The sequence below is a fragment of the Brevibacillus sp. BC25 genome (genome assembly GCF_000282075.1).
GTDB lineage: Bacteria > Bacillota > Bacilli > Brevibacillales > Brevibacillaceae > Brevibacillus.
This window is the reverse complement of the sequence record NZ_AKIX01000028.1, coordinates 59,931-86,370: the sequence shown is the minus strand read 5'-3', so window position 1 is coordinate 86,370 and position 26,440 is coordinate 59,931. Positions and strand designations below refer to the sequence as shown.

Here is a 26,440-nt window from a genome sequence, read left to right as displayed (position 1 = left end):
CTGCAAAATGTGTGTTTGTCTGCCTTCTTGAGTCATTGAGTAAGTATTTACATTTCAAAAATTTATGTAAAACCCCCTTGAAACTCTCCTCACTCGGTCTCGCTTGTTTTTAAAGACTAGGCTACTTCTTTTAGCGATATGGTTGAATCGTCGGGCTTAAAATCAACACCGAATGCAGAATTGAATTCCTCAGTGTCTTCACTTTGGTAGTACCACAATAGTTAGTGAAGAAAATTTTAACAGCGAGACTATGTAAAATGCCTATTTATAAAAAATACCCCGGGAAGGGGCAAAGATTACTGTATCAGGACTGAAATGGCATGACGAGCTTTATAGGCAAATTGGATCGGCTCGTCGATTGATTCGAAGTGTATAAACATGATACCAGGGTTGTTAAAAAGCCAGTGATTGTGGAGGGCAGTAACCAGTATATCGTAATGGCGAAGAACAGAAATGAATGGGTTAATTTCTTCAGGGAGAATTACTGTTTCACCCAAACAAAGCGCCTTCCCATTTTGATCCACTGATTCAAATGAGAACATCATCGGTATCGTTAGTGCCGAACGAGAAGGACGTCCTAAAATAGTTACAGGAAAATTTCTAACAGTCATTAAGGTACACACACCATTTATTATCTGTGGTGATATTCCCAATACTCCACCAAATTGTTGACAAAGGGGATCTATAGCCATTGAACTCCTAAAGTTTTTTATTATATGGTACTTTTGCGGAGAAGAAAGTGCCTCTAGGTTATAGCCTATTTTACAAAACGGTAATTAAATTAGCTTTTTACTCTAAAACAAGAACAACATGGTCGTGTCTGGCAATTATCTCCAGAATCCAATCCAAGATAGTTTAGGAGACGGGTTTTTTATCGTAAATGTCTATTCGTATCCGGAATTTGAGGATACACGAATCAAATACTTTATTTGACCACGATTTCAACTTTTGTTCCGTCTGGAAAATCTTCTAATTGATTGGAAATCCACGATCCAGCTCCTCGATTATCTGAAGGCGATATGTATTCGATATGTGCTCCCGTGCCTCCCTCAGCACACATAGCCATTGGCCATTCATCTCGATCATACCCTTTTTTTGTAGGAATGCCTTTGAGTGATTCTTCACGATTTTCATCTGCTCCATCACGGTCAATTGTGCATATAGCTGACTTCCCAGAGGCAATCGCTTCTTTGATATGCTTTGCAGTCTGAGGGTATCGATTAGACGGAAAAACAATCGTATGTTCTACGTTCCCGTTGCTAACTGTTTTGTCCTCTATTGGCACAAGTCCAAAGAAATAGGCGGCGCCGATTAGCAGCACCACAATCAACATCAGCATTTTTTTCTGTGTCATGCTTTTGTCCTCCAATATAAGTTCTTTTTCATTTAATCACACCGCCCAGCATTATGGGGAAGCGGTGTGATTGGCCTGAGTAAAGGGAGCTAGCTGTACTGCAAAGGTCGGAAGTCCAAGGAATGACGACCCAAATGTATCGAAGAGATTGCTAACCTATGAATAAAAAGAGGCACCTCCCTGTTTTAGAGGAGGTGCCTCTTCATGTTATTTTGTATATTCCATCACTTCAAAGGATTGAATCTTGCTGAAAGCCACATAATCTTTTCTAGAAGTAAAGGGCCCCTTGTTAAAGTCCTTATCGAACATATAGGTTTCTTTGCCCTGACCGTCTGCACGGTCATTATACCAGGCGATGAAGTCCTGTACTTCGGATGCGGTTAATTCAAATTCCTTCTCGAGACCACTGATCATTTTAATAACAAGTAATGCATTTTCACCAGTCGGTGTAGGATCTGGTTCTGGTTCTGGTTCCGGATATGGGTTCGAGGTAATTTTCTCCATCAGCTCAAATTCTCCAATGTCCACTTCAGTTTTATATCCATTATTAATTGCTATATTTATTCTGTAATACCTGTACTTAGAGGGATTATCAAATGTGAAACTTTTAGCAGTGCCGTCCCAATTTGTTACATTTGTTTGGGAATCAAGGATAGTCCAATCTGTATCATTATTGCTTCCTTCAAAAGTCCACGTAACTGGTGCTCTTTCTACAATCCCATTTGAATTTGCAATTACATATTTCTGAATGGCTTTTTCATTACCAAGCCCAAAATCAACTTGTAACCAACCATTCTTAATTTTATATTCCGAGCTCCAATAGGAATACTTATTTGCATAACTGAAATTCACTTTGTCAAATGCTTTCCAAGCATCATAGTCAGTGCTGTAAATGCTATTAAGCAGATACAATAATAGGAGCAGCTGAGTCGTTGCTAGTTAATTTAGGTACTAGGTTTTCAGTATACTCATCTGCTGCAAGACTAATAGTCTGACCAGAAAATATAACCAAAATAATAAGAGCAAAACTTAAGATTAGCTTTCTGCACTTTTTTACAAAAATCATAAAAACATCCTTGAACTCTTAAAAATGGATAATTCCACATAGAAATATATTACAATTCGTTGAATTGAGCAAAACAGTAAAAGGAATAAATTCAAAACAAAGGAACGTTCTATGAAAATGTTCATATTGTGTTCAAGAAATAAAAACCCTTGAACAGTATAACAATTATTACCCAAATCAGGCTTGAAATGTCATATACATTTGAATCGTATTGGAGCAAGTCACAAGAGGCTTGATTGCATCGATATCGAGAACTAATTCATGTTTACGATGCTGGATTGAGTAGTGAAAGCCCTCCTTTGGATTCATAGTCCGAGGAGGGCTATTTCTATTTTTTAGGCTTAGTTTCTGTATCCTGAATTTCAAGGTAATCACTGCATCCTTGAGGCAATAGTAACTACTTCAGTAGGAAATTTAAACTGTTTGGAGAATATGGATTATCAAATCTTCGAATAGGGGGACTTTAATGTGGGCTTGTTAGACGGTCTAATGGGTAATGCTTCGGAAGTTAACATTGCAGACGTTCAAAAGGAGTATGCCCAAATCTTAGCGAACAATGAGAGCATTGAAAAGGCGTACAAATTAATTCGTGATATGTTCATCTTCACCAACAAGCGGTTAATACTGGTTGATAAGCAAGGCATTACTGGTAGAAAGATAGAGTACCATTCCATTCCTTATAAAAGCATTAATCATTTTAGCATTGAAACAGCCGGAAATTTTGATTTGGATGCGGAATTGAAAATTTGGGTTTCTGGAAGTGCAGTACCGATCCAAAAACAATTTAACAAGAACTTGAATATTTATCACATACAGAGCGTATTGGCCGGGTACATTTTGGATTAGTTCGCTTGATAAAAGTGGACTTTAGTAGTAGCTATAGTTGCTGCAGTTATTACTTCCGTCCAACTGCTTATTAGCTTGATTCCATCCTAAAATCATGATTTGCACATTTATACATGTAATAGCCGCCCAATCAAACCGATAAAAGTAATGTAATATGAAATCTAGTGTAGATTCTCTTGGGGATAAGGCGTACGACTTAATCTGTGCAGATGAGTCTGCGCTATTTTTTTGTGGCAAGAGAAGGTATGCGCACCTATATATGCTTGTAGTAAATATTGAGCTGATAACTTACTATATAGATGACCACTTTTTTATTCACGTATTACTTCTTGTGTACCCCAATTTGCTTAAAGCAGTTGGGGACTTTTTTGTATCTAGGTGAACACATGTTTATTTCTCCGCTGCTGCTCGAACAGGTAGATAAACCGTTATCCGACGGTCGTTACATTTTCGAACTTAAAGTATCTCTATAAAACAATAGGTACATGATAAAAAAACGATTCCAATCCTTTTGTACCATACATTACAAGCAAAATCTAATTTGTACATAAATAGCAAACTGTACAAAAATAGCCTTAGTGAACAGCTATTTTTGTACAGTTTTGAAAATAAGGCTATGTTAAACTTTGTTGATTTTCTAATAAGCTATAAGCATTTATAGATTTACGCCAAGGTGCTCGACGCTGCATTTTGATTAATTCCAGGTAACATGCCCAACATTTCAAATTCCTGAAATTCCTATAAGAAATAGAGTCAGGAAGACCTTGACTTGGAGCTTACTCTAAGAAGTATGGTTATGACGGCAGGGAAAGATGAGCCAGTAAGGAGGCATTCATGAACGAAGAACGGACGTATTCGATTTCCGAAGTTGCAGAGCGGACAGGACTTTCTACGGATACCCTTCGATATTACGAGAAAATCGGATTACTTGCTTCGCCGACGAGAGGTGGCGGACAAAAACGAATGTACGCCGAGGAAGATATAGGCCGTATCCGTTTTTTGAACCATCTCAGAAGAACAGACATGCCACTCAAGAAAATCAAAGAGTATGTACAGCACTACTCACAGAAAGACGATGCGCACTGTTATGCAATATTGGATTCGCACCGGGAGGCGATCGAGCAACGGATATCCGAATTAAACGCGACCGCTGAAATCATTCGATACAAGCTCAAGCATTTTCAAGAAATCAAGGATGGGCATCAAAAGGAGGAAAAACATCTATGACAATTGAAGCAAACCAACGGGTGCCGCAACAACCGCTGCACACTGGATACGGACCACGTACGACTGCCGAAGAAATCATGCAAGGAGTAGATTTGGCAGGTAAGGTTGTCATTGTGACTGGCGGATATTCCGGTATTGGATTGGGAGTATCGAGGGTTTTTGCGAAGGCAGGCGCCCAAGTAGTCGTTCCAGCCCGTTCGCGGGACAAAGCCAAAGTCGCAATGGAGGCCGTTCCTGAAGTGGAACTAGGCGAGCTTGATCTTGCCGATCCGGATTCGATCGATGCCTTCGCCCACCGATTCGAGGAATCGGGCCGTCCCCTTCACATTCTCGTGAACTGCGCAGGGATCATGGCTATACCTGAACAGCACGATCGCAGAGGATATGAACTGCAGTTTGCCACCAATCACTTGGGTCACTTTCAACTTGCATCACGGCTTTGGCCAGCTCTGAAACGAGCAAACGGAGCTCGAGTCGTTTCTGTTTCCTCAGGCGGTCATAGATTAGGTAACATCGATTTCGAGGATCCGAATTATCTGCACCGCTCTTACAACAAATGGGAGGCGTATGGGCAATCCAAGATGGCTAACGCTCTATTCGCCCTAGAACTGGATAAACGTGGCAAGTCACACCAAGTACGAGCGTTCTCCGTACACCCCGGTACCATCGTCACTGAGCTCTCCCGTCATTTGTCCAATGAAGAATTGAGCGCTTCTGGGGTGATTGACGTGCAGGGACGGCGGACGTTTAGCGAATTGACGGAGGAACGCAAAACTGTACCCGAAGGAGCCGCGACGATCGTCTGGTGTGCTGTAAGCAACCAACTCGACGGAAAAGGCGGCGTTTATTGCCAAAATATCGATATTGCTCCTTGGGTTCCGAATGAAGTAGGGAAACCAGGAGTACCCGGCGTATGCCCATGGGCTGCAGACGAGCAGGCTGCCAAGCGACTCTGGTCATTGAGTGAAGAACTTACTGGAGTTCGTTTTACCATTTGAGCTATCCGACATCGAGATACTGAAAGAAGGCACATAACGACCACAACCGTTAATATAAAAGAAGCTGTTCGATCCAGTCACCACATTGGTTCTGCGGCAGTTTCCGGTGGTGCTTGAATGGTTATTCTCGCTGCTCCTGAAAACTGTTATTCATCAAAAACCGTGAAGACAAAGTGAGGCATACTTCGTTCACCAGTATTTGTCGACTTTACACTTTCAGCATAGTCAGCGTCTTCGAAAATTTGAGGCACCTTCCTGTTAGATAGGAGGTGCCTCGTCGTGTTATTTGGTATATTCCATCACTTCAAACGATTGAATCTTACTAAATGCTACTTAATCTTTTCGAGAAGTACCGACTCTCTTATCTAAGATTAACCATTCCGATAGATTCTGATCATAGCCTTCAAAAGTCCAATCTTCGGGCCATTCTTTTATAACATCATCTCTATAACTTCGAGCAGTAATCGTGTATTTTTCTATTTGCTTAGGCTCAGTGAACTGATAAGAAAGCCATCCATTAGAAGAACCTCTTTGAACAAACCAGCCAAAGGGCTCTACAGCAAGCCAATGATGTTTAATTCGATTTGTTAACGGAACTTGGAAAGGGACCAAAAACCGGGGCTAATCTTGACGGGTGTAGCTTGGGGCTAAGGCCAAAAAATTCACAGAAGTTCATAATTAGCGGGCTCCACTTCTCGGGATCGATGTAGTTCTTCTCGCCAGTCATTAGGATTTGTTCATCAACATGAACACGTATTATCCTTACTTCAATTGCTTTTAAAGAGCTGGGCAGTTCAAAATTATGGACTAGTTCTACAACTGCCTCTAATTGAACCGGGCACTCCGCAACGCGTGGAGGCCGAATGAGGTCCGAATCTTGGGGGGTGAGCCTAGCCGTTCCGAATTTATCCGGTTCAAATCGGTATCCCACATTAGCCTTGCGCTCCGGTACAGGATTTCGTCCAGTTAGTAGAGCCAGACAGTCCACCGCATGAGCAAGATCAGACGAAGGAAGATTCAAAACACATTCGCGCTCGCGCAACAAATTGGTAACGGTTTGAGATGAGCTACTCATTCCAAGCATGCATGATTGATTAAGCCACCATGCAGAAGACATAGGGGCAAGGTTGACAGAATTGTCCTCATTCAATGTGCTGATGAGTACAACTGGCGTTCCAAAGTAAAGAATTTTTGGTGCAACGACCTTGTGCATAATGCGCTCCCTCCACTATAAAAAGAAAAGTTTTCCATCGTCTCAAATAAGAGACTTATTTCAAATTATAATGACTATTCTTTTCGTTATTTTGCTGTTTCATTTCGAATGAACTTTACACAATATTACTTGTGAGAAAGGGAGGGAGTAATCAATGGGTTACGTGATCTATAGCATTCCCCAATCTGCAACAAGGGGCAACCTCTTTTCTTTATATACACAAAAAATATAAAAAACATTGACATATACGCTAAAATATGTGAATATCTTCTCTGTCACTTATAATGATAATCATTATCAAACAATACTTCACACCAAACATCACGTGACAAGGAGAAATGAGCGTATGAAAAAAGGAACACGAATCGTACTGGCCTGCTTGGTTGCAGTAGTCACTGCCGTATCGGCAGGTTGCGGAAACAGCCAAACGGCTTCAGAAGCACCCAAGAAGTCTGAGACACGTGTAGTTAAGCATCTGATGGGGGAAGTGACAATCCCGGCGGAACCAAAGCGGATTGCAGACGTATCGGGAGCAGCGGAGGAGCTATTAATTTTGGGACACAAGCCGGTTGCGACGGCAAATACATACAAGACAAAAATCATGTCCCACGTAGCGGATAAGCTGACAGATGTAAAAACGGTTGGCTGGATGTGGGATGACTCTATCAATCTGGAAGCTGTGGTAGAAACAAAGCCAGACCTGATTATTATGAATAACCGCCAGCAAAAGATGTACGAGCAACTATCCAAAATTGCGCCGACTGTCGTTCTGGAGACAGACATGGATAAATGGCGTGATAAGTTTAAAGAAATCGGCCGCGTGTTTGGACAAGAAGAGGACGTGAACAAATGGCTGGCTGGTTATGACGAGAAGACGAAAGGGATGCGCGAGCAACTCAAGCAAGCGTACGGCAACCAGACCTTTATGTTCCTGGCCGTAACCCCTAAATTGTTCCGCGTGTACGGAAACTATGGATATGCAGATATCTTGTTCACTGATCTCGGCCTGAAGCCGGCAGCCGGAACACCTACGGATAAAACAATGGAAATGATCGAGCTGGAAGGACTGACGAATTTTCAGCCAGACCATATGTTTCTCGTCAATTTCGGCGGAAAAGCGGATGATGTATATGCAGAACTGAAAAAGAGTCCAGTATGGAAAAGCAACAAGGCAGTTCAACAAGGACATCTCTATGAGGTAACCAATGAAACATTCAACATCAAAGCCTTTGGCCCAATTGGAAAGGAAATGCTCCTAGACGAGATTGGTAGCATGTTGCTGAAAAAATAATAACCATGCGATCGGCGGAAAAGATGGGGTTATTCGAAAAGTCGGTTTGACTTCCCATTTGAGGAAAAATTGTTTCCTAACGTGGATTTGATAACGGTATATGTCGCGTTCCGGATTGTGCCCTGAGGACCTAACCCTTCAAAAGTGGCGGGTAATCTCCTAGTCACTTTCCTTAAAGCCTGTCAGAACAAATACTGAAGGAGAAGCTGGGAGAAACGAAATGTTTTCCCAGCTTCATTTATTAGTCTGGTAGTCCGGGACACGATTTAAAAAAGTAACATTTGCGGAAAAGCCCGCTATTCTTGATTTAAACCTCTACACCGACTTTCATCGCAAACGGCGATCCATCAGCGGAAAAAGGTGAAGATTTACAATGGGCAGTTTCATCCTATCAAACTCGTAAATGTACGAAAGTGCTAAATGCCATCGAAGAAGCCATTTACAAAACACACATTGTAACAATCTTATTTTAGAAGGGCGAAAGATTCATTTATTTTCAAATCACCATACAGTTGGTCAAAAAGCTTGCCGTCTTCAGATTGGGAATCAAACGGATTGGACTGTGGCGTTGTATAGACATACACCATGTCATTTGATTCTGCAATGGATGTCCCTACAGGTGTCCCTTCTTCGCTAGAGAGGCGAGTCCAATCCGTTTTCATGAAAACGGAGATCATTAGAAGCGTTTCAGAACCTTGGCCATCCTTCGTCGCATAATCGAATTGCACTACATGCTTGGCTGATGGCAGAATTTTGTCAGCATCTACACCTGCATATTGGCTCACCTTGTAGTGCCCGTTCCAAGAAGTTGGCGGCTTAAAGCTGAAATTTGCTTGAGAGTTAGTGTAAAGTTCAGTTTTTTCGCTTTCCTGTGCAACAGGCTGTGCAGAGTGTTCTAATTTGCCATTGTTAACAGCAAAGATGATGCCGATCACTACGACGGATGTTAGTATGATGCCGACGATGATTTTTTTGAAATTCATGTTGGTTTCCTCTCTCTTCGTATATGGGGTAAAGTTGTTTGTAAGTGAATTATAAACGAACGACATATGAAGATCGTTACAGAAAAGAGACATTTTTCTATTCCATAAAACTTTTTGGGTCAATAAGGCACCTGACAAATGTGATCACAAATCCCGTGAGATCTCCAGCGACGGCAACGTTCATAACACTCTATATCCAATCGTACTCTTCTTGAGTCTAGATACGGGAGACATAACGTTTCACAATCTTCATGAGGTGGACTTACACGTCTACATTCGTTCATACATTCTTGTAAGCTAGGAAGAAATTCAACCAATTGACCATTCACTTTCTTGAATCGCTTAGACTTAGATTTTTTCTTTTTCAAGTGATATCCCCTCCTGATGACGATCTAAGATAGCGTACGAAATGAATTACCCTTCTGATTGGCCAAATGTACTAATATCTCGAAAATGTATGTAGATCAGTATTTAGGAAGGCCAATAAAGTGGGATGCAAGCTTCGTTCTATCTCACTCTAAAGGAAAAGGAAAAGTGGCTATTCGCCTTTTCACTGGAAGAATGAGCGATGCAAATATGTATAAAGCCCGCCTTCACAATCAAGACGGGCTAAAAGCAATTCATGTGTTATTGAATCGTAAAAGTAGCTACGATAACATTTTGATCCTGATAGGAATAGGGGGCTTGAAATTGTACGTAGCGATACCCGTCCGCATCAGCCTTAATAATGATTCCTGTCGTACCGCTCCAAATCTGTTTATTTTGAGCATTATAGACTGTGTAATTCGCAAAGGTACCTTTTGGACTGATACGGAGCTCCTGCCCTTTCTTTAGATAAATCGCTTCTTTTGGACTTAACTGCCCAGGAGTAAGGTAGTAATATTTGGTGAATTGTTGTTCTTGTTTTTGTTGCTCCATGGTTACTGTGTCTGCTTCACCTTGTACTTGAGCATTGGTAGAAGCGGAAGCATATACAGGTGCGCCAGAGAGGAGTAAAGCGAGCATCGAAATAGAGAGAAGCTGTTTTTTCATAACTAGTACACTCCTTAGGATCATTTCTGATTAAATTCTAAATACACGAACTAAAAGTAATTATACTCAAATTGAATGAATTGGTAAATATTTACACAAAAAAACAGAAGATTGTCTATTCATATCTCATGAACGCAACTCCCTATCACGGTAGTAGTCATGGAAAATGACACTATTTATCTTGTAGCAGGGATACCTATCCAGAAAGGTATTGAAGAAGCTAATTCCTATGTCGAAAGGGACGGTGATTCTCTTGTGTCAGTTCAAGGTCGACAAAAGGAATGCATCTAAAATGCAGAGTTTATTTAAGCTAATCAGCAAACGAACCGGTTTGCATAGAATGAACGGTTGGGATTAATCATTTTTCATTGAAATAAGCCTCGGAATGATTAAGCGTTCCGGGGCTTATTTCAATGATAGTAGCTCATATTATTGCCCACAATGAGTTGGAAAGATATACAACTACGCTGGAGAGAGCGAACCTCCCAGAGCTATACGTACGGTCCGGGAATATTGCCGCATTTGAGCGATACAATGAGCAGCCGGTTTGGTAACTGGGGCTGTCAATTTAACAAAATGCGCACTAAGTAAAGAAGGTGAAGGCTAATGATGAATTGCATTGTGCGTTCAGGTATAGGAATGTTTCTAACAGTTAAATGTGTATCTTGTGATAGTTCAGGTAACGTGCCAAATCATGACGGAATGCTTGAGTTAAAAGAAATAGATGATGGTGGAGGGGGGGCACATAAACGCCGCACCAATGGTTCTACTCGATCCTCAATAGGATCGAGTAGTCAAAAAGTCCCGGGTGGTCGGGGATGAGTGCTTACGGGTGGTATCGGTGGGGGATTAGGATGGAGGGGAGGGAGTGGTACAGGAGTTGGTGGATGAGGATCGAGATGGTGTGGTGGCCATGGGGTGGGTGGGTCAGGAACTGAACCCGCTGGCGGGAAGTGTGGATCAGGTAAATTACAATCTGGTGGACAATCAGAATTAGCTTTGGGATCGTCATTTGTTGGTGTCAAACTGAACTACCTCCTTTACATGTTTTTAGTATCTAATGATTGAAAGGAACTTATACAAATTAGTTAGGGTGATAAGGAGAGTGTTCAGGTATGGCAATACCATCCATTGTCGGATGTCAAAGAACGAAGGGACATACCTTTTATCAAACGCGGGACTTTGAAGATCGTCCAGAAACATTTCAGGTAGACGGTACCTATTATACAGTTCGAGATAATCATGGCCAGCTTACCGGCTTCTTCTGTTTTGGGCTCAATGCTCAAGTTCCAGAAGCTCGAAAGCAAAATCTTTACAATGGCGAGAACGCGTTGGATATCTGAAAGTATGTAGTTTTAACAAAACAAATCAAGCGATCCAGCATAGGATGGTACTACTTATTGTGATGTAGCAGGCTTGCCGATCGGGAAAGGTTTGTGTCTCACCACATTGACTATGCCGGAAGAACGGTATGAAAAGTCTTGAAAACAAGGTGAGGCATTTCAATGATGCTTAAATATAGTAAACGATTAACAAGGGAGCTATACAGTGACGAGTTCTTAGGTTCCTAACAGGAAGATGTGAAAGGCGTTAAGCCGCTCGTGGAAAGAACCGGGCGGCTCTTCTGTTGAAATCGTAGGTAATAGAAATACCACTGAAAAAGTTTTGTCGTATGACAGAGTGTCCAAATCTAATCTCCCCACAATTTTACTCCTTCTACTAAAGCGTAACGTGGGAGGAGTGGACAAAAAGGTGAGCTCAAAGCTTAATGATGCCAAAGAGGGTGAAAGAGGGCAGCTTAGCCGCCCATAACATTGGACAGAAATTAGCACTCATCACAACTGCAAGCAACAATTGTTAATAGAACGAAAAGAACCAAAACTAAAGCAAAATTGTCGTCAAAGAATCCCATCGATATCCCCCCTTCAAGTGTATGAGGAAGAACCTCAAACTCAAGCTATGCAAATTGAGAAGCTATGTAAGGGCGATATCACAGTAAGTGGAAAATTTGGGCAGGCAACAAACTGTTACTTGTTATGTCCAACAGCTCAATAATGTTAAATCAGCAGGGGGATAAACGACGAAAAAAGGCTATCCCTTAGCCACATTCTGGGCATTTGGGACAGCCTTCTTGGAACTTAGCTACCTCTACCAAGGGCATAAGCATCTGCCATGATAAATAATGCATGAATCTCCGCAAGGCTCAATTGAATAATTTGAACCTAACTTTTTCAGGAGCTTCTTCAGCATGATCATTCACCTCCTTGGTAGATATATTTTCCATGTATTACCATTCTATCGTGAGTAAGTGATTTAAGAACATGAATTTTTTTATAAATTGTGTACAGCGTCAAAGTTTCAAGCCGGTTTGAAGAACTATGAAATAATCTGAAGAGATTACGTCAAAATTGGAGTCTATCTTCTCAAGATACTTCCAATAAATTAAGTCTTCAGATTCGATATGCAGCATTTCCATTTCAAATTGTTGTGATTTCCACACAATGCTCTGACCCATGCAAAGCTGGGATTTATGAATAACTCTTGAAGAAGGGTCATGAGCAATCATGGATTTTGTAATCTAGTATGTGTTCTATGTAAAATTCGGAGATTTAAACTGCATCAAAATCGAAAAGAACATGATCGCTCCAGAGCCTATTAAGCCAATTACACTCATCAGCGTATCATAGGGGTGATACTGATGGGTAAATACTTGAGCAATAGAAAGTCCCCACAAAAGTGTAGGTATAGACAGGAAGATATGTATTTTTCCATTATGCGTGAACCTGACATAGATTAGAGCTACTACCGTAGAAACGAGATAACTGAAAGAGAAAAGAATCGTGTCCCAGGTCGAAATGGTTACTGGAATATCACTTGAAAGAAGCGATTTACAAGCCCAAAGAATAAAGAACCAAAAAGCAAAGGCCAAACCAATCATCATTTTCACAAGACTTTTCATGCTTTCTTCTCCCTGTTAAATACGTTTGCTTATTAAGACGAGGAACACAAAGAAAACGATTCAATAGAAAGTGAAAATGAAAATGAAACCATTTCTTTTACAAATCGGTAATTGAAAGCTTCAATCTATAAATGTTATTTCACAATTTGATCTGGCTTTAAATTGCTTGATCACGAATGAAAAAAGAAAAACATCATACCGATAGTTAAAAAGTCGGTGCATGATGTTTGATTAAAATAACGAGGTAGAATTTACGTTGCTTCCTTTTACCTTTACTATTTCATATCAATCATAAACTTCTTTATATCCCTTAGCACCTTTGTCGCCAACAATCACTTGTAATTTGTATTGGTAGATGTCGTTTATGGAGTAATTGTCGTTGTGGAACTTGGACAATTGTTTCTTTCCGAGTTCATCTCAGTCTTTATTGGATGTGGTGGTGTTAAGCGCTATAGGTCGGCCATCCGCAATATCCGTCAGCTTCACATGGTACACGTTGTTCTTTTGCGCTGCTAACACCAGGAAATGAAAGTGATAGAAGTAATGCAGCAGCAATACCAAACAGAGCAAATTTTTTCATAAATCTTCCCCCTCATAAGTATGAACGAAATTAGGATGATAGGTAGACGGAAAAAGACCATCCCTCTGCCACGCAAATAGCTGTTGGGACGGCCTTTTTAACTACTATCTGACATTAAGCGGGACACATGCAATGTTTTCCTGCTGGTATGCACTCCCGAGGACATGGGCGAATTGAGTTAGCACCAATTTTTTGAAGTAATTTCTTAAACATTGTTATTCACCTCCTTAATTGGAAAAATATAACTACAACTCTATAATAACACATATACACTCTAGTTAACATATAGAATACGAAAAATTCGGAAAATAAAAACATGCTAATGAAATGCCAGTGTCGTAGTTATTAAACTCTCAACCAATGATAGGAGATACACCATATCCTAAGACCTTATGTCAGCGACCAAATACAATATTCCCTCCGAATAGCGCGATAGAAATTGAAGTAAGAAAGTAACTAAAAGAAACAAGCTGATGTCGATCGAGTTTCGACGTCAGCTTGTTGTTTGGACAGCGTTACCCCACTTGTTTTGTTTAGCCAATATATCTGATCAGGTTTCTTGTTCCTGTACTATCCACTATCAGCCATCCGGCTGGAATAGGGGAGTCTAGCATTACCCAAATTTGCTCACCAAATGCAGCATTTTTGATTTTAGTAGTTCCGTGCTTAGTCTCAGTTGATTTTGAAGATGTTTCTTTCCCTTTCCAGTCATTCTGGGTAGTGCTTGCTGCGAAGATGACGGGTTTCTCCTCGGGCGGTTGTGGCTAAACTTGGTACCGTGACAACAGAGCTTTTTCTTAATCATTTGCAACAACCTTTCTTGAAAATGATAGTCAATCGCGAAGTTTGTGGCAAGTCTGTATGGGAGTGATATACGTCATTTGAAACCCATCACAATCTGACGTATAATCAGGTATTATTGATTAATCACTAAAAAGGAGGCGCTTTTGCAATGACCTCGGTCAATCGTAAAACGGAAATCATTTCTGCTGCCATTGAAGTTTTTGCTGAAATCGGATATTTCCGGGCAACGACAGCGCAAGTAGCAGAGCGTGCAAAGATTTCCCAGCCATATATTTTCAAGTTTTTTGCATCAAAGGAAGCTTTGTTACTGGCAGCCTTGGAGGCGTCGTGGGAGCGGATCATTGACTCTTTCCGTCTCGTTGTGGAGTCCGCATCCAAAGAGCAATTGGAAACAGATTTAATCAAGGCATATGAAAAGATTTTGGCTTCCCATCAAAATGAGATACTTCTTCAAATGCAGTCCCAGACGATTCAAGAGCCTTCGATTCGAGAGGCAATGCGCGAAGGATTTCGGGAGGTTCGTCAGATCGTCCTAACAGCTTTTCGTGAAGCGGGTATCGCGAGTCCGGAAGAGAGAACACTTATTTTCCTGGCAAGAGGAATGCTGTGTAATATTTCAGCAGCTTTGGACATGCCAGAATTAATGGAGGTGTAGCGGAGAAAAAATTGCGATAATTAGTTATTGACTAATCACTAACTAAAACGTTATAGTTCAAATTAGTTAGTGATTGATCAATCACAAATTAAGAAAGTGGAGATGATCCGAATGAAAAAAGTGATTGTTGTCGGGGCAACAGGCGGAACGGGAGCAGCTATTATGAAGGAGCTCATCAATCGAGGGGTTGAAACGATTGCTTTTGGACGTTCTCGACAAAAGCTAGAGCAAATGGCGTCAGAGCTGGGGAATCCAGCACATTTGTCACTGGCTGTCGGGGATGCATTCCAGTCACAAGACATCGTAGCAGCGTCGGAAGGAGCGGATGTACTATTCCATTGTGCAAACGTCCCTTATCACGAGATGGTAAATAAGCTGATACCACTTGGCGAAGCCGTCATGGAAGCCGCCAACAAGAGAGGTTTGAAGGTTGTTGCGGTAGACGGCATTTATCCATACGGGAGAAAGCAGATGGAACCAATAACGGAGGAGCATCCAAAGCAACCGCATACGAAGAAAGGGAAAATCAGGTTAGCATTTGAACAGATGCTGTTTAGCAGTCGATGGGATCATGCGCGAACGATGATTGTCAGATTACCGGATTATTACGGACCTACTGCTAATCAAGCATCGTATTTGGGTTCTACACTTGAGGCAATTGCGGCTGGAAAACCGGGGTTTTTCATTGGGAATATGCATGTTCCTCGCGAGTTTGTTTATTTGCCGGATGCGGCGAAGATGATTGTAGAGTTGGCCAGTCGTGAGTTTGCTTATGGACAAAACTGGCACATTCCAGGTGGAGGCATCATTTCCGGTCGAGACATCGTCCGAATCGCTCAAAAAGCAAGTGGCACCGTGAAACCTGTCATTCCTCTTGGGAAAATGGGTTTGTCTTTGCTGGGTATGTTCGTCCCAGTGATGAAGGAGGTTGTCGAGATGCTGTACTTAACCGAAAAACCGTTGATCCTTAGCAGAGAAAAATATAAACGGCATATTGGACCGATCCCAGCGACGAAGTTCGAGGAGGGTATAACGGCAACGATCCAGCATTTGCAGAATCGTACTTCCATGAAATAAATGATAGTTGTTAGTTATTGATTAATCACTAACAAACAAACCTTCCGCAACATTTTAGAATATTCCTTTACAGGAATATTCTCCTTGGTGTATATTTTACCTAACAAGATGATCACAATAACGCTAAAGGGGATGAGATGAACGTAGAATCCATCATGTAACGAGGTGAGTGGCATGTCGGGGATGAATCCAGGCATGGACATGGCGACGCTGAGTGCTTTGGCTGAACCGAATCGTATGAAAATCGTCGAACTTTTGCGCGATGGTCCTCTAACTGTAGGGGAAATCGCCGAACAACTGGGGCTTCGCCAGCCCCAAGCCTCGAAGCATTTGAAGGTGCTTAGTGACAACGGGATCGTGGATGTGAAGGCCGAAGCCAATCGCCGATTTTACAAACTCAGGCCCGAGCCCTTCCGAGCGCTGGATTCTTGGGTGAAGTCATTCCAGCGAGTTACGGAAGAAAGATTCGATAATCTGGAAGACTATTTGCGGGAACTTCAAAACAAGGAAAATACTTGAGATCCATACAAATGAATGAGGAGGAATTGCTATGTCAAGAAATACAATGGTTTCAAGGGTAGAGAACGAGCGGGTGCTGGTACTGGAGCGTGTATTCGACGCGCCTAGAGAACTCGTGTTCAAGATGTTTAAGGAGCCTGAGCATCTCAAGCGTTGGTGGGGACCGAAAGGCTGGGAACTCCCGGTTTGTAATGTCGATTTCCGACCAGGCGGTGTTTGGCACTACTGCATGAAATGCGTCGATAAGAATCAAGGTGATTTTTACGGCATGGAATCTTGGGGCAAAGGCGTTTATAAGGAAATTATTGAGCCAGAGAAAATCATCTATACCGATTACTTTTCAGATGCAGAAGGCAACACAAATGATACCATGCCTTCGACAGAGGTTATGATGGAATTCATCGATATGGGTGGCAAGACGAAGCTGGTCAGCCGTTCTGAATATGTATCTGCGGAAGCCCTCAAAACTGTCATGGACATGGGCATGCTAGAGGGCATCACCCAAACGTGGGATCGTTTGGAAGAGAGTCTGAACGAGATTAAGTAAGGGATATATAGGAAAGGCCGCCTGGCATGGAGACCCGGCGGCTTTTTCAATTTCGTTGCAGATTTATTTCACCATCAACGCAATAAAATCGTTCAGCTTATCTAGCGAAATGATATTTTGATTGCACGTCGCACTGTCTTGGCAAATGTAGTTTCCTTTTTTTAAATATGTTCCATCCCCAGAGCTTTTTGCTTCAAGGACGAACATGCCGATTTCTTCAAAGCGATTACAGAGTGCACAAAGGCCTTTTTTATTTACATTGGTAAACTGCCCATGAATGCCAATCAGTTTTCCTTCGTGGTAAGCGACAATATACTTCTTTTCTGTCGCAGTGTCTAGCCAGCCCACATAAGAGATTTCCGAAAAATCGATCTCAGCTAAATTCGAGACTTTAAGCTTCTTTACTTTTGGAAAGAGCTTCTTAATAGAAGACTCTGTGAGAGCAGGGAATGGAATCACAAACGGTGAAAGCTGATGCAAAAACTGTTTTCCTTCTGCTTTTTCTTTAATCGAGTCAATCGGACGCAAAATCTCTTTTTGTTCTTCTGTCATGTTCGGGAATAACTGAAAGATTTCTTCATGGGCGATTTCTTTTCGAGCACGAATCACATTGACATCTGTACTGGTCGCATAGGCGTTCATGATTGCTTGAACGCGTGATTGAATGAAGTGATACTGATGTGTATGGATAAAAGGTTCCATCTTGCGGTTCCTCCTGTTTCTGTCTTGTAAGGTGGGTTCCTCTTTACTTTAGTGTGTTTGCAAGAGAGGAGAAAGGGAGAAGACTTTTCACAAAAAAACTCGCCATAAAAAAGCACTGACAACCTGTATGAAAAGGTCGCCAGTGTTTTATAAACGTCTATTTGGTATACACGATTTTTTTTATCGTCTCTGTAGACAAAAAGTATTCCTCCGCTAACTGAGAAATAGCCGTCCCGGCCCGAAAGCTGCTTTTAATAGCTGTATTCCGCTCATCCAGGAGTTTTCTCCCGCCAGTGCGCGTCCCCCATTTTTGATGGGTTACTTTTGTCTTCGGAATGTAAATGGTTTCTCCTTGCACGTACTTTTGAATTTCTGCGAGTAACGATTCAGGAAGGATTAAATTTGCTTTCACACATTTCATTTCTGCTCGCTCCTTATTTATAAATAGGCAAATAAGGGGCAAAGCCAAGAAATAGGAAATGGGATACGCAAATGAAGGCGATGATTCGATTAAACGAGAGACCACCTCATGCAAAGTATCGCCTCACTATTTCTAGGCTTTGCATGAGCCGCTGCGGTATGTGGCAAATTCAGAGCATTCGCCATTCGTACACCCCCCTCGAGGTCCATTTTAAAAACGGTCTCCCCTTTCCTTTTAGGGAAAGGGAGTATTTGTAATTATATAAGAAAATGACTTTTTTGTATAACGTTACTTACAAAAATGTAAGTGGATATGTAAGGAAATGCGATGGTAATCACCTCTATCGGTTGCTGGAGAACAAAATGTAATGGTTATGAACAAAACGATGGCCCAATCGCTGCTGGAGAAGGAACTGCTGAGAAAAGTAGATACGGGGAATAACACGACACCAATCGATACCTTGCCACAGATCACAAGCGACGCAGGTGTATACTTTGCTAAAAATGAAACGGCCAATTTGACTGTTGATCCGAACAAGCTCACATATCTAGGCAATGTGATCGTTGGCGACGGGCGGATAGAAAGAAAGGCAGACTTATGCTCTGCCTTCTATTTTTATCTAACAGGTTTTTGTCAAGATTTGCTCACGCGGTTGTATCGGGAGCATTGCAGGTGTATGGATTCCATTTCGAAAAACCATGAAATGATAAAACATTTACAGTCCATGGAAACTCCTATATAGTTACAATAATGAACGTGAAAAGAGGTTTTGATTGTATATGATGAAACTCATAATCGCTAAGTAAAATTCGAATGAATTTTATATGGGAAAAGGTCAAATGAAGGGCATGCTCTTTGTTTATTTTTTATACCTTTTTTCAAAAGCGATTAGAAGGCATTATATCTCATCAAAACAAATTTCACGTTTGTGCATGATATCTATTCTGTTCGGGATAGGTATCTTCATCACAACGATAAATTTGACCATGAGAAGAGAATTCTTCTTGTGGTCTTTTTTATTGGAAAGAAGGGATTGCTGAAAAGGAATGAATGATGACAAACAGCACAAACAACAGAATAGGAGGTTTTTACATGGGTGAATATCGATTGATTAGCGACTACAAGCATATCGAAAAATACAAAGAGAGCTTTAATGACCTCGCCAAGCAGATCTTTCAGCTCGATTTTAAAGAATGGTATAACAAAGGCTATTGGAATGACAACTATGTATGCTATTCCTATTTGGATGGGGATCAGGTTATTGCTAACGCTTCTGCCAGTAAGATGATCGTGACATCTAATGGCAGAGACTATAAGGCACTTCAGATCGGAACGGTCATGACGCATTCTACCTATCGCAACCAAGGATTGGCAGCGAAATTGATGAACCATATTCTTGAAACATGTGAGAAGGAATACGATTTTATTTATTTGTATGCCAATGATACCGTGCTCGATTTTTATCCGAAGTTCGGATTTGAGAGAGTACAGGAAAGTAGTTTTCGCTTATTGGCATCTGATTTGAAAAAGCAAGTAGGACAAAAATCAGTCTTGCGCAAGCTAGATGTTGATAATGAGGCTGATTTTATCGTCATGAAGGAATTTGCTGCCAAACGAATCCCCGTTTCATCGAGACTGGCCGTCAAGAATAGCGAGCATCTGTTGATGTTTTACTTGCTGCTCGTTTTTCGGGATGCGATCTATTACGTCGAAGAGGAGGATGTGATTGTCTTATTGGAACGAGAAGACGACCAACTGCATGTATTTGATCTTGTATGTAAAAAAACAGTTGATCTAGAAGCGGTCATTTCTCATTTGGTAACGACTGAGACAACGATCATTCATTTTCACTTTATGCCGGATAGTGAGAATGAAAAGATCCAATCTGCATGGATGACAACGACGGATGATGTCTTATTTGTTCGTCCCTCGTTAAAAATCGAGACAGAACATTTTCGTTTTCCCCTTACTTCACACGCATAAAAGGTTTGAAATGACACATCGTGTGAAACAGTAAAATAGAAGAAAAAAGCAGACGTCCAGTATGGAAGGATGTGAGGGGAAAAGCATGTGTGGCCGTTTTACTCTCGTAACGAACTTGGAAAAATGGAAGGAACGGTTCCAAATCGAAGTCATTCCATTTGATGCAAAGCCACGGTACAATATTGCACCGGGTCAGTTCATTCCAGCGATTATTGCTGATCGCGGCGAGCGACGTATGGGTCAGTTGAGATGGGGGTTAGTGCCGTCGTGGGCTGCCGATGAGAAGAGCAGCTACAAAATGATCAATGCGCGTTGCGAGACATTAAATGAAAAGCCCGCATTCAAACAGCTTTTCGCCCGAAAGCGATGCATTCTTCCTGCTGACAGCTTTTATGAGTGGATGAACGGCATCACAGGGAAGCAACCGATGCGGATCATGTTGAATACCGGGGAACCATTTGCTTTTGCTGGCTTGTATGATACGTGGACGAATCAAGAGGGAGAAAAAGTACATACCTGCACGATTGTTACGACAAAGGCGAATGAGCTCATCGAGAGTATACATGAGCGAATGCCTGTCATCTTAAAGAAAGATGATGAGGACTTGTGGCTTGATCGGGAGAAGTATGATCGGTTGCAGCTCCAGTCGCTGTTTACCCCCTATGATTCCAGCGAGATGATGGTGTATCCGGTATCCACTAAAGTGGGAAGCCCCAAAAATGATGATCCTTCCTGTATTCAAGAAGTAGAGATCGGTTCTTTGTTTGAAGATTAATCCTTTCGTAGGAGCTGAACTCTTTGGCGTAATTCCTGTTCGGTTAACGGCTCCAAATGCAACAAAGCCTCGTATGGATCATCACCCGGAATATGAAAGTATTGAGCAAATGCAGGCTCTGTTTTGATGCCGCTTTGCTTCAGAGCTCTGATATGTTGGTACGCATCCAAGCCTCCTATGTCTAACAGTCGTTCTTCGATGTCCATATGACGATAGGCGTTTTGCTTTTCGACAGCTACCGGTTGAGCAAACAATTCAAACCAAAAGTCAGCTGTGAAAAACGAAATAACGCACGTGGGAGTACTTTTTACATCTAGGTGTGTCACTTCAAATCCGGGCAAGCAGCCAAATGCTGTACGAACTGCCTGCACAAACTGTTCCAGATCATGACTCTCGCAAATAATGTCCAGATCGCTTTGCTTGACGTCAATGTCTAATGGGATGGTTCCGGCAAGCACTGGACGATAATCGGATAGTACCTCCATGATGTGCGTCTGTTGAATCGCTTCCCACGCCGCTTTTTGGCGCATCGTTCCTCTGCTCAAGTAAGAGAGATCATGCCAATTTCTCAAGAGACTACCTCCATGTCTACTTTCTTTTAAAATAGTTTAGACAAAAGTGAATAAGTACGCAACGAAATCGGTAATCACTCGTATACCTAGATGAAGGGAGTGTAGTAGATGGAAATATTTTTGTGGGTAGTGGTTGTGTTATTGTTCTTGCTAAGCATCGCAGGAATTTTTTTACCAGTTTTACCTGATACGATATTACTGTGGGCGGGCTTTTTGCTCTATCACTTTTTCATTGCAGATCCAGGAGCGGGATTGCCCGCATCCTTTTGGTGGGGAATGGTCGTTCTAAGTATTCTACTTTATGGTGCTGACTTGCTCACGAACATGTACTTCGTAAAAAGGTACGGAGGGTCCAAGTGGTCGTCCATTGCTGCTGCGGTTGGAATTATCCTCGGGATCTTCGTATTCCCACCGTTTGGTATGTTGATCTTGCCGTTCGTATTCGTCGTCCTCGTAGAGTTGATGGTGCAGAAGCAGTCGATGGAGCGAGCAGTGAAAGCGGGCGTAGGCTCACTGATCGGATTTTTGGGCAGTGCGGTCGTAAAAGTCATATTGCAAGTTACGATGATCATCTGGTTTTTTGTCGCCAGATAACATACGGAAAACGAAAAGGACAGCCGAGGCTGTCCTTTTTTACGTGGAAATTAGTGAATGAGTCGATATACACCGATGACTTTACCGAGAATGGTGACATGCTCCAGAATGATCGGTTCCATCGTGGCATTTTCCGGTTGGAGACGGAAGTGGTTCTTTTCTTTGAAAAATCTTTTGACGGTTGCTTCGTCTTCTTCTGTCATGGCTACGACAATGTCACCATTGTTCGCTACGTGCTGTTGGCGAACAATTACGTAATCTCCGTCGAGAATCCCGGCATCAATCATACTGTTCCCGGAGACGCGCAGCATATAGACCTTGTCAGAAGTCACGATATTGTCTGGAAGCGGGAAGTATTCTTCCACATCCTCAATGGCAGTGATCGGTTGTCCAGCGGTTACTTTTCCGATTACTGGCACACGGACGACAGAGTCTTCGAAATTGTCTTGAAAACGATCTTCATCTGATAGCAATTCGATGGCGCGAGGTTTGGTAGGATCTCGACGAATGAGGCCTTTTTTCTCTAAGCGTGCCAAATGCCCATGTACCGTTGAGCTGGAAGCTAGTCCAACAGCCTCCCCAATTTCACGTACAGAAGGAGGATATCCTTTATCACGAACTTCCTTTCGTATGAACTCGATGATGGCTTGTTGTCTACTCGATAATTTTGACATAGAAAGACACCCCTGATTTCTCGAACATATTTTCCTATATTATACCATGGGAGCTTGCGTTCGACAAACATAAGTTCGATTCTTTGTTGACATGAACATATGTTCTCATTTATCATGAGGTTACAAGTGATCAGAACGTATGTTTGTGAGGAGGCCATTATTATGAATTCATCGACAGAACAAAATCGTTTCGAGAAAAAAGAAGAACGTCGTGTTCGTTTTGGTATCACGAGAGGACAAGCTCTCTTGTTTCTTATTACATTTACTCTCTTTTTTTACTTATTGACCGAACTAGTGTTTGCTTCTTCGCCAATGGAGGAGCCACAAGGTATAGAAGTAACCGTACAATCTGGAGATAGCCTATGGTCGTTAGCTGTTCAATACAATGCAGATCAGCATATGGATGTTCGCGACTATATAATAGAAATTAAAGATGCGAACGGTTTAGAGAGCAACAGGATTTACCCAGGTCAGACTCTCATCCTTCCTGATACTCCGTAAGTGTTCGGCTGTCTTGCGGGATCATTCGAATGTGGTATAATGAAGCGGCACTACTACAGAGTGGGAGGAACCAGCAGTGGTATCTGACGCAGAAATTAAACGCATTAACGAATTGGTCAAAAAATCTCGCGAAGAAGGTTTGACCGAAGAGGAAAAGCTCGAACAAAAAGCATTGCGCCAAAAGTACATTGACGCTGTTAAGCTTTCATTGAGAGCAAATTTGGATTCCATCCGTTATGTGGAAGACCTTGAAGAAAATAAACCAAAACAGTAAGATAACAATTACTGATACGACAGACATCCTCGCTTGACGCTAGGGTGTCTTTTTCTGTGACATACATAACGCTTTGATATTCAGGGAGGGAAAGCGATGGCGTGGATAGCTGTGGCGGTTGGAGGAGCAGTTGGCTCACTTTTGCGCTACCTATTGTCTTTGCTTGCGAATCAGCCGGGATGGCCGTGGGGAACTTGGATCGCCAATGTTTGTGGATCTTTGATCATCGGCATCTTGTTCGTGCTGGGGAAAGAACGTGGCATTTTATCTCCGACACTCTATCTTTTATTTGCAACGGGGGTTATGGGAGGATTTACGACGTTCTCTAGCTTCTCCTTGGAAGTGGTCTCTTTTTGGGGAGAAGGTCAGCTGTTGCGTGGCACTTTGTACGCTCTTCTCAGTTTGGGAGTCGGACTACTTTCTTGTGCGGTTGGAATATGGTTGGCTAGGCAATGGTCCTAATACGTCCAATGACACGATACATGTGAGGGGGAATGAATGTGAGTACACAGCATCGTGATTATGAATGGGAACAAAAAAAGCTGGATGAAACAATTTCAGCGATCGACGAAGAAATGGAGCAGCTTCGCAATGATATTCGCGAGGCAACAGATGACTATGTGAAACAGGTCGTTAACTATAATAAGGCTAAGGATTTACGCTACCTCGAAGATCAGGGTCGAGAGAAGCCTTATTTCGGTAGAGTGGATTTTTTGAAAGATGAAATCTACGAGCTGGATCAAGTATACATAGGAAAACGAGGAATTGTACGCAGCGATACGTTTGATTCTGTCGTCGTGGATTGGCGTGCGCCTATCGCCAGTCTTTATTATTCCGGTGAGAGCAAAGACGCGTTTTACCGGATGGGACGCGAGATTGTGCGTGGTGAAGTTCGATTAAAGCGTAATTTTGCGATCGAAGACGGAAAGATCGTCGGCATCTATGATGGAGCGGTAAAAGAAACGATTAACCGCGAGATGGGGCATCCCGACGAGTTTTTGCAAGAGGGCTTCATCGATGAATTTTTGGCAGCCAATCTGAATCAGGCGAACGATAGCAGGCTAAAAGACATCGTCGCTACGATTCAATCCGAGCAAAATGATATTATCCGGGCGGAAAAAGAACGACCCATTGTTGTGCAAGGAGTAGCGGGGAGCGGAAAAACGACCATCGCGCTGCACCGACTATCCTATTTGATTTATAACTACCAGGATTCCATGATGTCCAAAAAGTTCATGGTGTTTGCACCGAACCGGATGTTTCTTACCTATATATCCGAGGTTTTACCTGAGCTCGGCGTGGATGACGTTCAACAGTCTACCTTTGTAGATTGGGCAGCGCGTCTTGTGAAGCCACTGCTGCCAAAAGGATGGAAAATCGTTAGTCCTGATAAGCCTCTTCAATTGTTCTTTGAAGAGGGCCAGGATGAGCGCCAGCAAGAAATGACTCGAAACAGGCTTCGCTTCAAAGGATCGCTCGCTTGTCGAGAGGCGCTGGAGCAATACATTCGTCATATCGTCGAAACGAGAATTCCTTTTAAGAAGCTCAGCTTTTTATACAACAAAACGAAACAAGTCTTTTCAATTCCGGGTGATTTTATTCGTCAATGTTTCCTGGAGCTATTCGCCAATATGCCGTATCATCGTCGGGTAGAAGCGCTTCGCAAGCATTTGAAACAAGAAATGAACAAGCAATTGTTTGCCCATTTGCGAGAGCGGAAAGTCGATTTGGACAAAGAAGGCTTGTACAAATTCGAGAAAATGCTCGAGCAAATACTGGATACGTACCTGACTTCGTTTCCAAGACTGGAAATTTTCGCAGCTTACCGCGAGTTGATTGCTGACGAGGAATTGCTGCGCAAGCTCGTACCTGCTGACATTTCAGACGAAGTTGTGCGTGATGTGACGCAGTCAAGTGCTGCGCTGTTTGCAGAGGAGAGAATGGAACCGGAAGATATCGCGCCATTGCTGTATTTGCAGCATATTGTTGAAGGAATGAATAAGGCAGAGCATTTTGATCATACGGTCGTGGATGAAGCACAAGACTTGAGTGCGTTAGAAATAGCCGTCATTGCATTGGCAACCAAGCGAAACTCGCTAACGATCGTGGGAGATATTGCGCAAGGCATTCATAGCTACCGGGGGATTCATGCGTGGGAAGAGTTGACGAAGGGGATTTTTGCACAGCTGTTTCCTTCCTATTATACGTTGTCGCAAAGCTATCGTTCGACAATTGAGATCATGCGTTGTGCCAATGAGGTGTTGCGGCAAATTGAATTGCCCGAGACGGTATTGGCAAAACCGGTTTTGCGACATGGTGAAAAACCAATCATGGTCAAGACTCGTTCACGAGCGCAACTGTGGGAGGACATCTCTTCGCGTGTGGCTGGCTACCAGTCGGAAGGCTTCAAAACGATAGCGATCGTAGCGAAAACCATTCAAGCGAGTAAAAAAGCACATAAAGGTTTGCAAGACAAAATAGCTGATCTGACTCTGTTAGGCAGCAAGGATAACCAATTTCCGGGTGGCGTAACCGTCATGCCTGCTTTTTTAACGAAAGGCTTGCAGTTCGATGTGGTCATTTTACTGGATGTAGATGCCTATCAAAATAATGAATGGGACGCAAAACTGTTGTATGTTGCGATGACGCGACCGGTCCATCGCCTTGTTATGACGCAGGTTGATAACGTTTCTTCACCGTTGCTGAAAGATTTATCGACAGAGCTGTACACCATTGCTTCTGACGAATAAGAATCTACGTATCAAAGAAAACCCTCTGCCTGTAAAAAGCAGA

The 26,440-nt window shown here is 42.3% G+C and carries 30 protein-coding genes and 1 pseudogene; 18 read left to right on the top strand and 13 right to left on the bottom strand.

Going from position 1 to position 26,440, the window contains the following annotated elements; genetic code table 11:
* Positions 1–296 precede the first annotated feature (296 nt).
* The 3 genes from PMI05_RS06605 to PMI05_RS06595 all read right to left on the bottom strand — a co-directional run bounded on the left by PMI05_RS06605 (position 297) and on the right by PMI05_RS06595 (position 2,206).
* Positions 297–692, bottom strand: a complete 396-nt coding sequence (locus PMI05_RS06605; protein ID WP_007719035.1) for a DUF1259 domain-containing protein — start codon at positions 690–692, stop codon at positions 297–299.
* Positions 693–925: 233 nt separating this feature from the next.
* Positions 926–1,354: a NucA/NucB deoxyribonuclease domain-containing protein gene (locus tag PMI05_RS06600; protein WP_007719034.1), complete on the bottom strand. Its 429-nt coding sequence runs from the start codon at positions 1,352–1,354 to the stop codon at positions 926–928.
* Positions 1,355–1,561: 207 nt separating this feature from the next.
* Entirely contained in the window at positions 1,562–2,206 is a 645-nt protein-coding gene (locus tag PMI05_RS06595) for a discoidin domain-containing protein (protein ID WP_238543260.1), read from the bottom strand.
* A gap of 682 nt (positions 2,207–2,888) precedes the next feature.
* On the opposite strand from PMI05_RS06595, the gene PMI05_RS06590 reads away from it, so the two are divergent.
* The 3 genes from PMI05_RS06590 to PMI05_RS06580 all read left to right on the top strand — a co-directional run bounded on the left by PMI05_RS06590 (position 2,889) and on the right by PMI05_RS06580 (position 5,491).
* Entirely contained in the window at positions 2,889–3,266 is a 378-nt protein-coding gene (locus PMI05_RS06590; RefSeq protein WP_007719028.1) for a PH domain-containing protein, read from the top strand.
* 834 nt (positions 3,267–4,100) lie between these two features.
* Entirely contained in the window at positions 4,101–4,493 is a 393-nt protein-coding gene (locus tag PMI05_RS06585; protein ID WP_007719025.1) for a MerR family transcriptional regulator, read from the top strand.
* Positions 4,490–5,491 (top strand): oxidoreductase, encoded by a 1,002-nt coding sequence (locus tag PMI05_RS06580; protein ID WP_007719022.1) that lies wholly within the window; start codon positions 4,490–4,492, stop codon positions 5,489–5,491. The genes PMI05_RS06585 and PMI05_RS06580 overlap by 4 nt, the downstream gene beginning before the upstream one ends.
* Positions 5,492–6,065: 574 nt before the next feature.
* Here PMI05_RS06580 and PMI05_RS06575 read toward each other — a convergent pair.
* On the bottom strand, positions 6,066–6,704 hold the full coding sequence (locus PMI05_RS06575) for a flavin reductase family protein (protein WP_007719007.1): 639 nt from the start codon (positions 6,702–6,704) through the stop codon (positions 6,066–6,068).
* A 346-nt stretch (positions 6,705–7,050) separates the two neighbouring features.
* Between PMI05_RS06575 and PMI05_RS06570 the strand changes: the two genes are divergently transcribed.
* Positions 7,051–7,995 (top strand): ABC transporter substrate-binding protein, encoded by a 945-nt coding sequence (locus PMI05_RS06570; protein WP_007719003.1) that lies wholly within the window; start codon positions 7,051–7,053, stop codon positions 7,993–7,995.
* 464 nt (positions 7,996–8,459) lie between these two features.
* Here the strand turns inward: PMI05_RS06570 and PMI05_RS06565 are convergent, their stop codons facing one another.
* Positions 8,460–8,978: a hypothetical protein gene (locus tag PMI05_RS06565; RefSeq protein ID WP_007719000.1), complete on the bottom strand. Its 519-nt coding sequence runs from the start codon at positions 8,976–8,978 to the stop codon at positions 8,460–8,462.
* A gap of 627 nt (positions 8,979–9,605) precedes the next feature.
* Positions 9,606–10,010: a hypothetical protein gene (locus tag PMI05_RS06560; RefSeq protein WP_007718996.1), complete on the bottom strand. Its 405-nt coding sequence runs from the start codon at positions 10,008–10,010 to the stop codon at positions 9,606–9,608.
* Between the two features lie 868 nt (positions 10,011–10,878).
* Between PMI05_RS06560 and PMI05_RS31600 the strand changes: the two genes are divergently transcribed.
* A complete protein-coding gene (locus PMI05_RS31600; protein WP_007718990.1) occupies positions 10,879–11,007 on the top strand; it encodes a hypothetical protein in 129 nt (42 codons plus the stop codon).
* Positions 11,008–11,125: 118 nt separating this feature from the next.
* Positions 11,126–11,353 (top strand): hypothetical protein, encoded by a 228-nt coding sequence (locus PMI05_RS29585; protein WP_007718988.1) that lies wholly within the window; start codon positions 11,126–11,128, stop codon positions 11,351–11,353.
* Between the two features lie 482 nt (positions 11,354–11,835).
* Here PMI05_RS29585 and PMI05_RS29820 read toward each other — a convergent pair whose 3' ends face one another.
* The 3 genes from PMI05_RS29820 to PMI05_RS30660 all read right to left on the bottom strand — a co-directional run bounded on the left by PMI05_RS29820 (position 11,836) and on the right by PMI05_RS30660 (position 13,549).
* Positions 11,836–11,922, bottom strand: a complete 87-nt coding sequence (locus tag PMI05_RS29820; protein WP_016743434.1) for a YjcZ family sporulation protein — start codon at positions 11,920–11,922, stop codon at positions 11,836–11,838.
* A 678-nt stretch (positions 11,923–12,600) separates the two neighbouring features.
* Positions 12,601–12,969, bottom strand: coding sequence for a hypothetical protein (locus PMI05_RS06550; RefSeq protein WP_007718985.1), 369 nt, complete (start codon positions 12,967–12,969; stop codon positions 12,601–12,603).
* A 442-nt stretch (positions 12,970–13,411) separates the two neighbouring features.
* Positions 13,412–13,549 carry a hypothetical protein gene (locus PMI05_RS30660; protein ID WP_157230862.1) on the bottom strand — a complete coding sequence of 46 codons (138 nt, stop codon included), beginning with the start codon at positions 13,547–13,549 and terminating at the stop codon, positions 13,412–13,414.
* A gap of 952 nt (positions 13,550–14,501) precedes the next feature.
* Between PMI05_RS30660 and PMI05_RS06545 the strand changes: the two genes are divergently transcribed.
* The 4 genes from PMI05_RS06545 (at position 14,502) to PMI05_RS06530 (ending at position 17,151) form a co-directional block, all read left to right on the top strand.
* Complete coding sequence (locus PMI05_RS06545) at positions 14,502–15,008, top strand: TetR/AcrR family transcriptional regulator (protein ID WP_007718983.1); 507 nt, start codon at positions 14,502–14,504, stop codon at positions 15,006–15,008.
* Positions 15,009–15,119: 111 nt separating this feature from the next.
* Positions 15,120–16,085, top strand: coding sequence for an SDR family NAD(P)-dependent oxidoreductase (locus PMI05_RS06540; protein ID WP_007718982.1), 966 nt, complete (start codon positions 15,120–15,122; stop codon positions 16,083–16,085).
* A 174-nt stretch (positions 16,086–16,259) separates the two neighbouring features.
* On the top strand, positions 16,260–16,604 hold the full coding sequence (locus PMI05_RS06535; RefSeq protein WP_007718980.1) for a metalloregulator ArsR/SmtB family transcription factor: 345 nt from the start codon (positions 16,260–16,262) through the stop codon (positions 16,602–16,604).
* A gap of 31 nt (positions 16,605–16,635) precedes the next feature.
* Positions 16,636–17,151 (top strand): SRPBCC domain-containing protein, encoded by a 516-nt coding sequence (locus PMI05_RS06530; RefSeq protein ID WP_007718976.1) that lies wholly within the window; start codon positions 16,636–16,638, stop codon positions 17,149–17,151.
* A 63-nt stretch (positions 17,152–17,214) separates the two neighbouring features.
* On the opposite strand, the gene PMI05_RS06525 is transcribed toward PMI05_RS06530, so the two are convergent.
* Both PMI05_RS06525 and PMI05_RS06520 read right to left on the bottom strand, forming a co-directional pair.
* Positions 17,215–17,853: a FusB/FusC family EF-G-binding protein gene (locus PMI05_RS06525; protein ID WP_007718973.1), complete on the bottom strand. Its 639-nt coding sequence runs from the start codon at positions 17,851–17,853 to the stop codon at positions 17,215–17,217.
* A gap of 157 nt (positions 17,854–18,010) precedes the next feature.
* Complete coding sequence (locus tag PMI05_RS06520) at positions 18,011–18,274, bottom strand: CD3324 family protein (protein WP_007718970.1); 264 nt, start codon at positions 18,272–18,274, stop codon at positions 18,011–18,013.
* Positions 18,275–18,638: 364 nt separating this feature from the next.
* On the opposite strand from PMI05_RS06520, the pseudogene PMI05_RS29580 reads away from it, so the two are divergent.
* From PMI05_RS29580 to PMI05_RS06505, 3 genes and pseudogenes are all read left to right on the top strand, one after another.
* A pseudogene (locus PMI05_RS29580) lies at positions 18,639–19,016 on the top strand (lipoprotein BA_5634 family protein); the annotation flags it as partial.
* Between the two features lie 350 nt (positions 19,017–19,366).
* Complete coding sequence (locus PMI05_RS06510; RefSeq protein ID WP_007718953.1) at positions 19,367–20,257, top strand: GNAT family N-acetyltransferase; 891 nt, start codon at positions 19,367–19,369, stop codon at positions 20,255–20,257.
* Between the two features lie 85 nt (positions 20,258–20,342).
* Positions 20,343–21,032 (top strand): SOS response-associated peptidase, encoded by a 690-nt coding sequence (locus PMI05_RS06505; protein ID WP_007718951.1) that lies wholly within the window; start codon positions 20,343–20,345, stop codon positions 21,030–21,032.
* Here the strand turns inward: PMI05_RS06505 and PMI05_RS06500 are convergent.
* The gene (locus tag PMI05_RS06500; RefSeq protein ID WP_007718947.1) at positions 21,029–21,604 is read right to left on the bottom strand and encodes a DUF4269 domain-containing protein; all 576 of its coding nucleotides are present in this window, start codon (positions 21,602–21,604) and stop codon (positions 21,029–21,031) included. The two genes, PMI05_RS06505 and PMI05_RS06500, sit on opposite strands and share 4 nt — an antisense overlap.
* Before the next feature lie 108 nt (positions 21,605–21,712).
* Between PMI05_RS06500 and PMI05_RS06495 the strand changes: the two genes are divergently transcribed.
* Complete coding sequence (locus PMI05_RS06495) at positions 21,713–22,198, top strand: DUF456 domain-containing protein (protein WP_007718943.1); 486 nt, start codon at positions 21,713–21,715, stop codon at positions 22,196–22,198.
* Positions 22,199–22,248: 50 nt separating this feature from the next.
* On the opposite strand, the gene lexA is transcribed toward PMI05_RS06495, so the two are convergent.
* Complete coding sequence (lexA, locus tag PMI05_RS06490; RefSeq protein WP_007718939.1) at positions 22,249–22,872, bottom strand: transcriptional repressor LexA; 624 nt, start codon at positions 22,870–22,872, stop codon at positions 22,249–22,251.
* Between the two features lie 162 nt (positions 22,873–23,034).
* Between lexA and PMI05_RS06485 the strand changes: the two genes are divergently transcribed.
* From PMI05_RS06485 to PMI05_RS06470, 4 genes are all read left to right on the top strand, one after another.
* Positions 23,035–23,373, top strand: coding sequence for a LysM peptidoglycan-binding domain-containing protein (locus PMI05_RS06485; protein ID WP_007718936.1), 339 nt, complete (start codon positions 23,035–23,037; stop codon positions 23,371–23,373).
* A 76-nt stretch (positions 23,374–23,449) separates the two neighbouring features.
* Positions 23,450–23,647, top strand: coding sequence for a DUF896 domain-containing protein (locus PMI05_RS06480; protein WP_007718933.1), 198 nt, complete (start codon positions 23,450–23,452; stop codon positions 23,645–23,647).
* A 96-nt stretch (positions 23,648–23,743) separates the two neighbouring features.
* A complete protein-coding gene (crcB, locus tag PMI05_RS06475; RefSeq protein WP_007718929.1) occupies positions 23,744–24,109 on the top strand; it encodes a fluoride efflux transporter CrcB in 366 nt (121 codons plus the stop codon).
* Between the two features lie 38 nt (positions 24,110–24,147).
* On the top strand, positions 24,148–26,397 hold the full coding sequence (locus PMI05_RS06470; protein ID WP_007718926.1) for a UvrD-helicase domain-containing protein: 2,250 nt from the start codon (positions 24,148–24,150) through the stop codon (positions 26,395–26,397).
* Positions 26,398–26,440 lie beyond the last annotated feature (43 nt).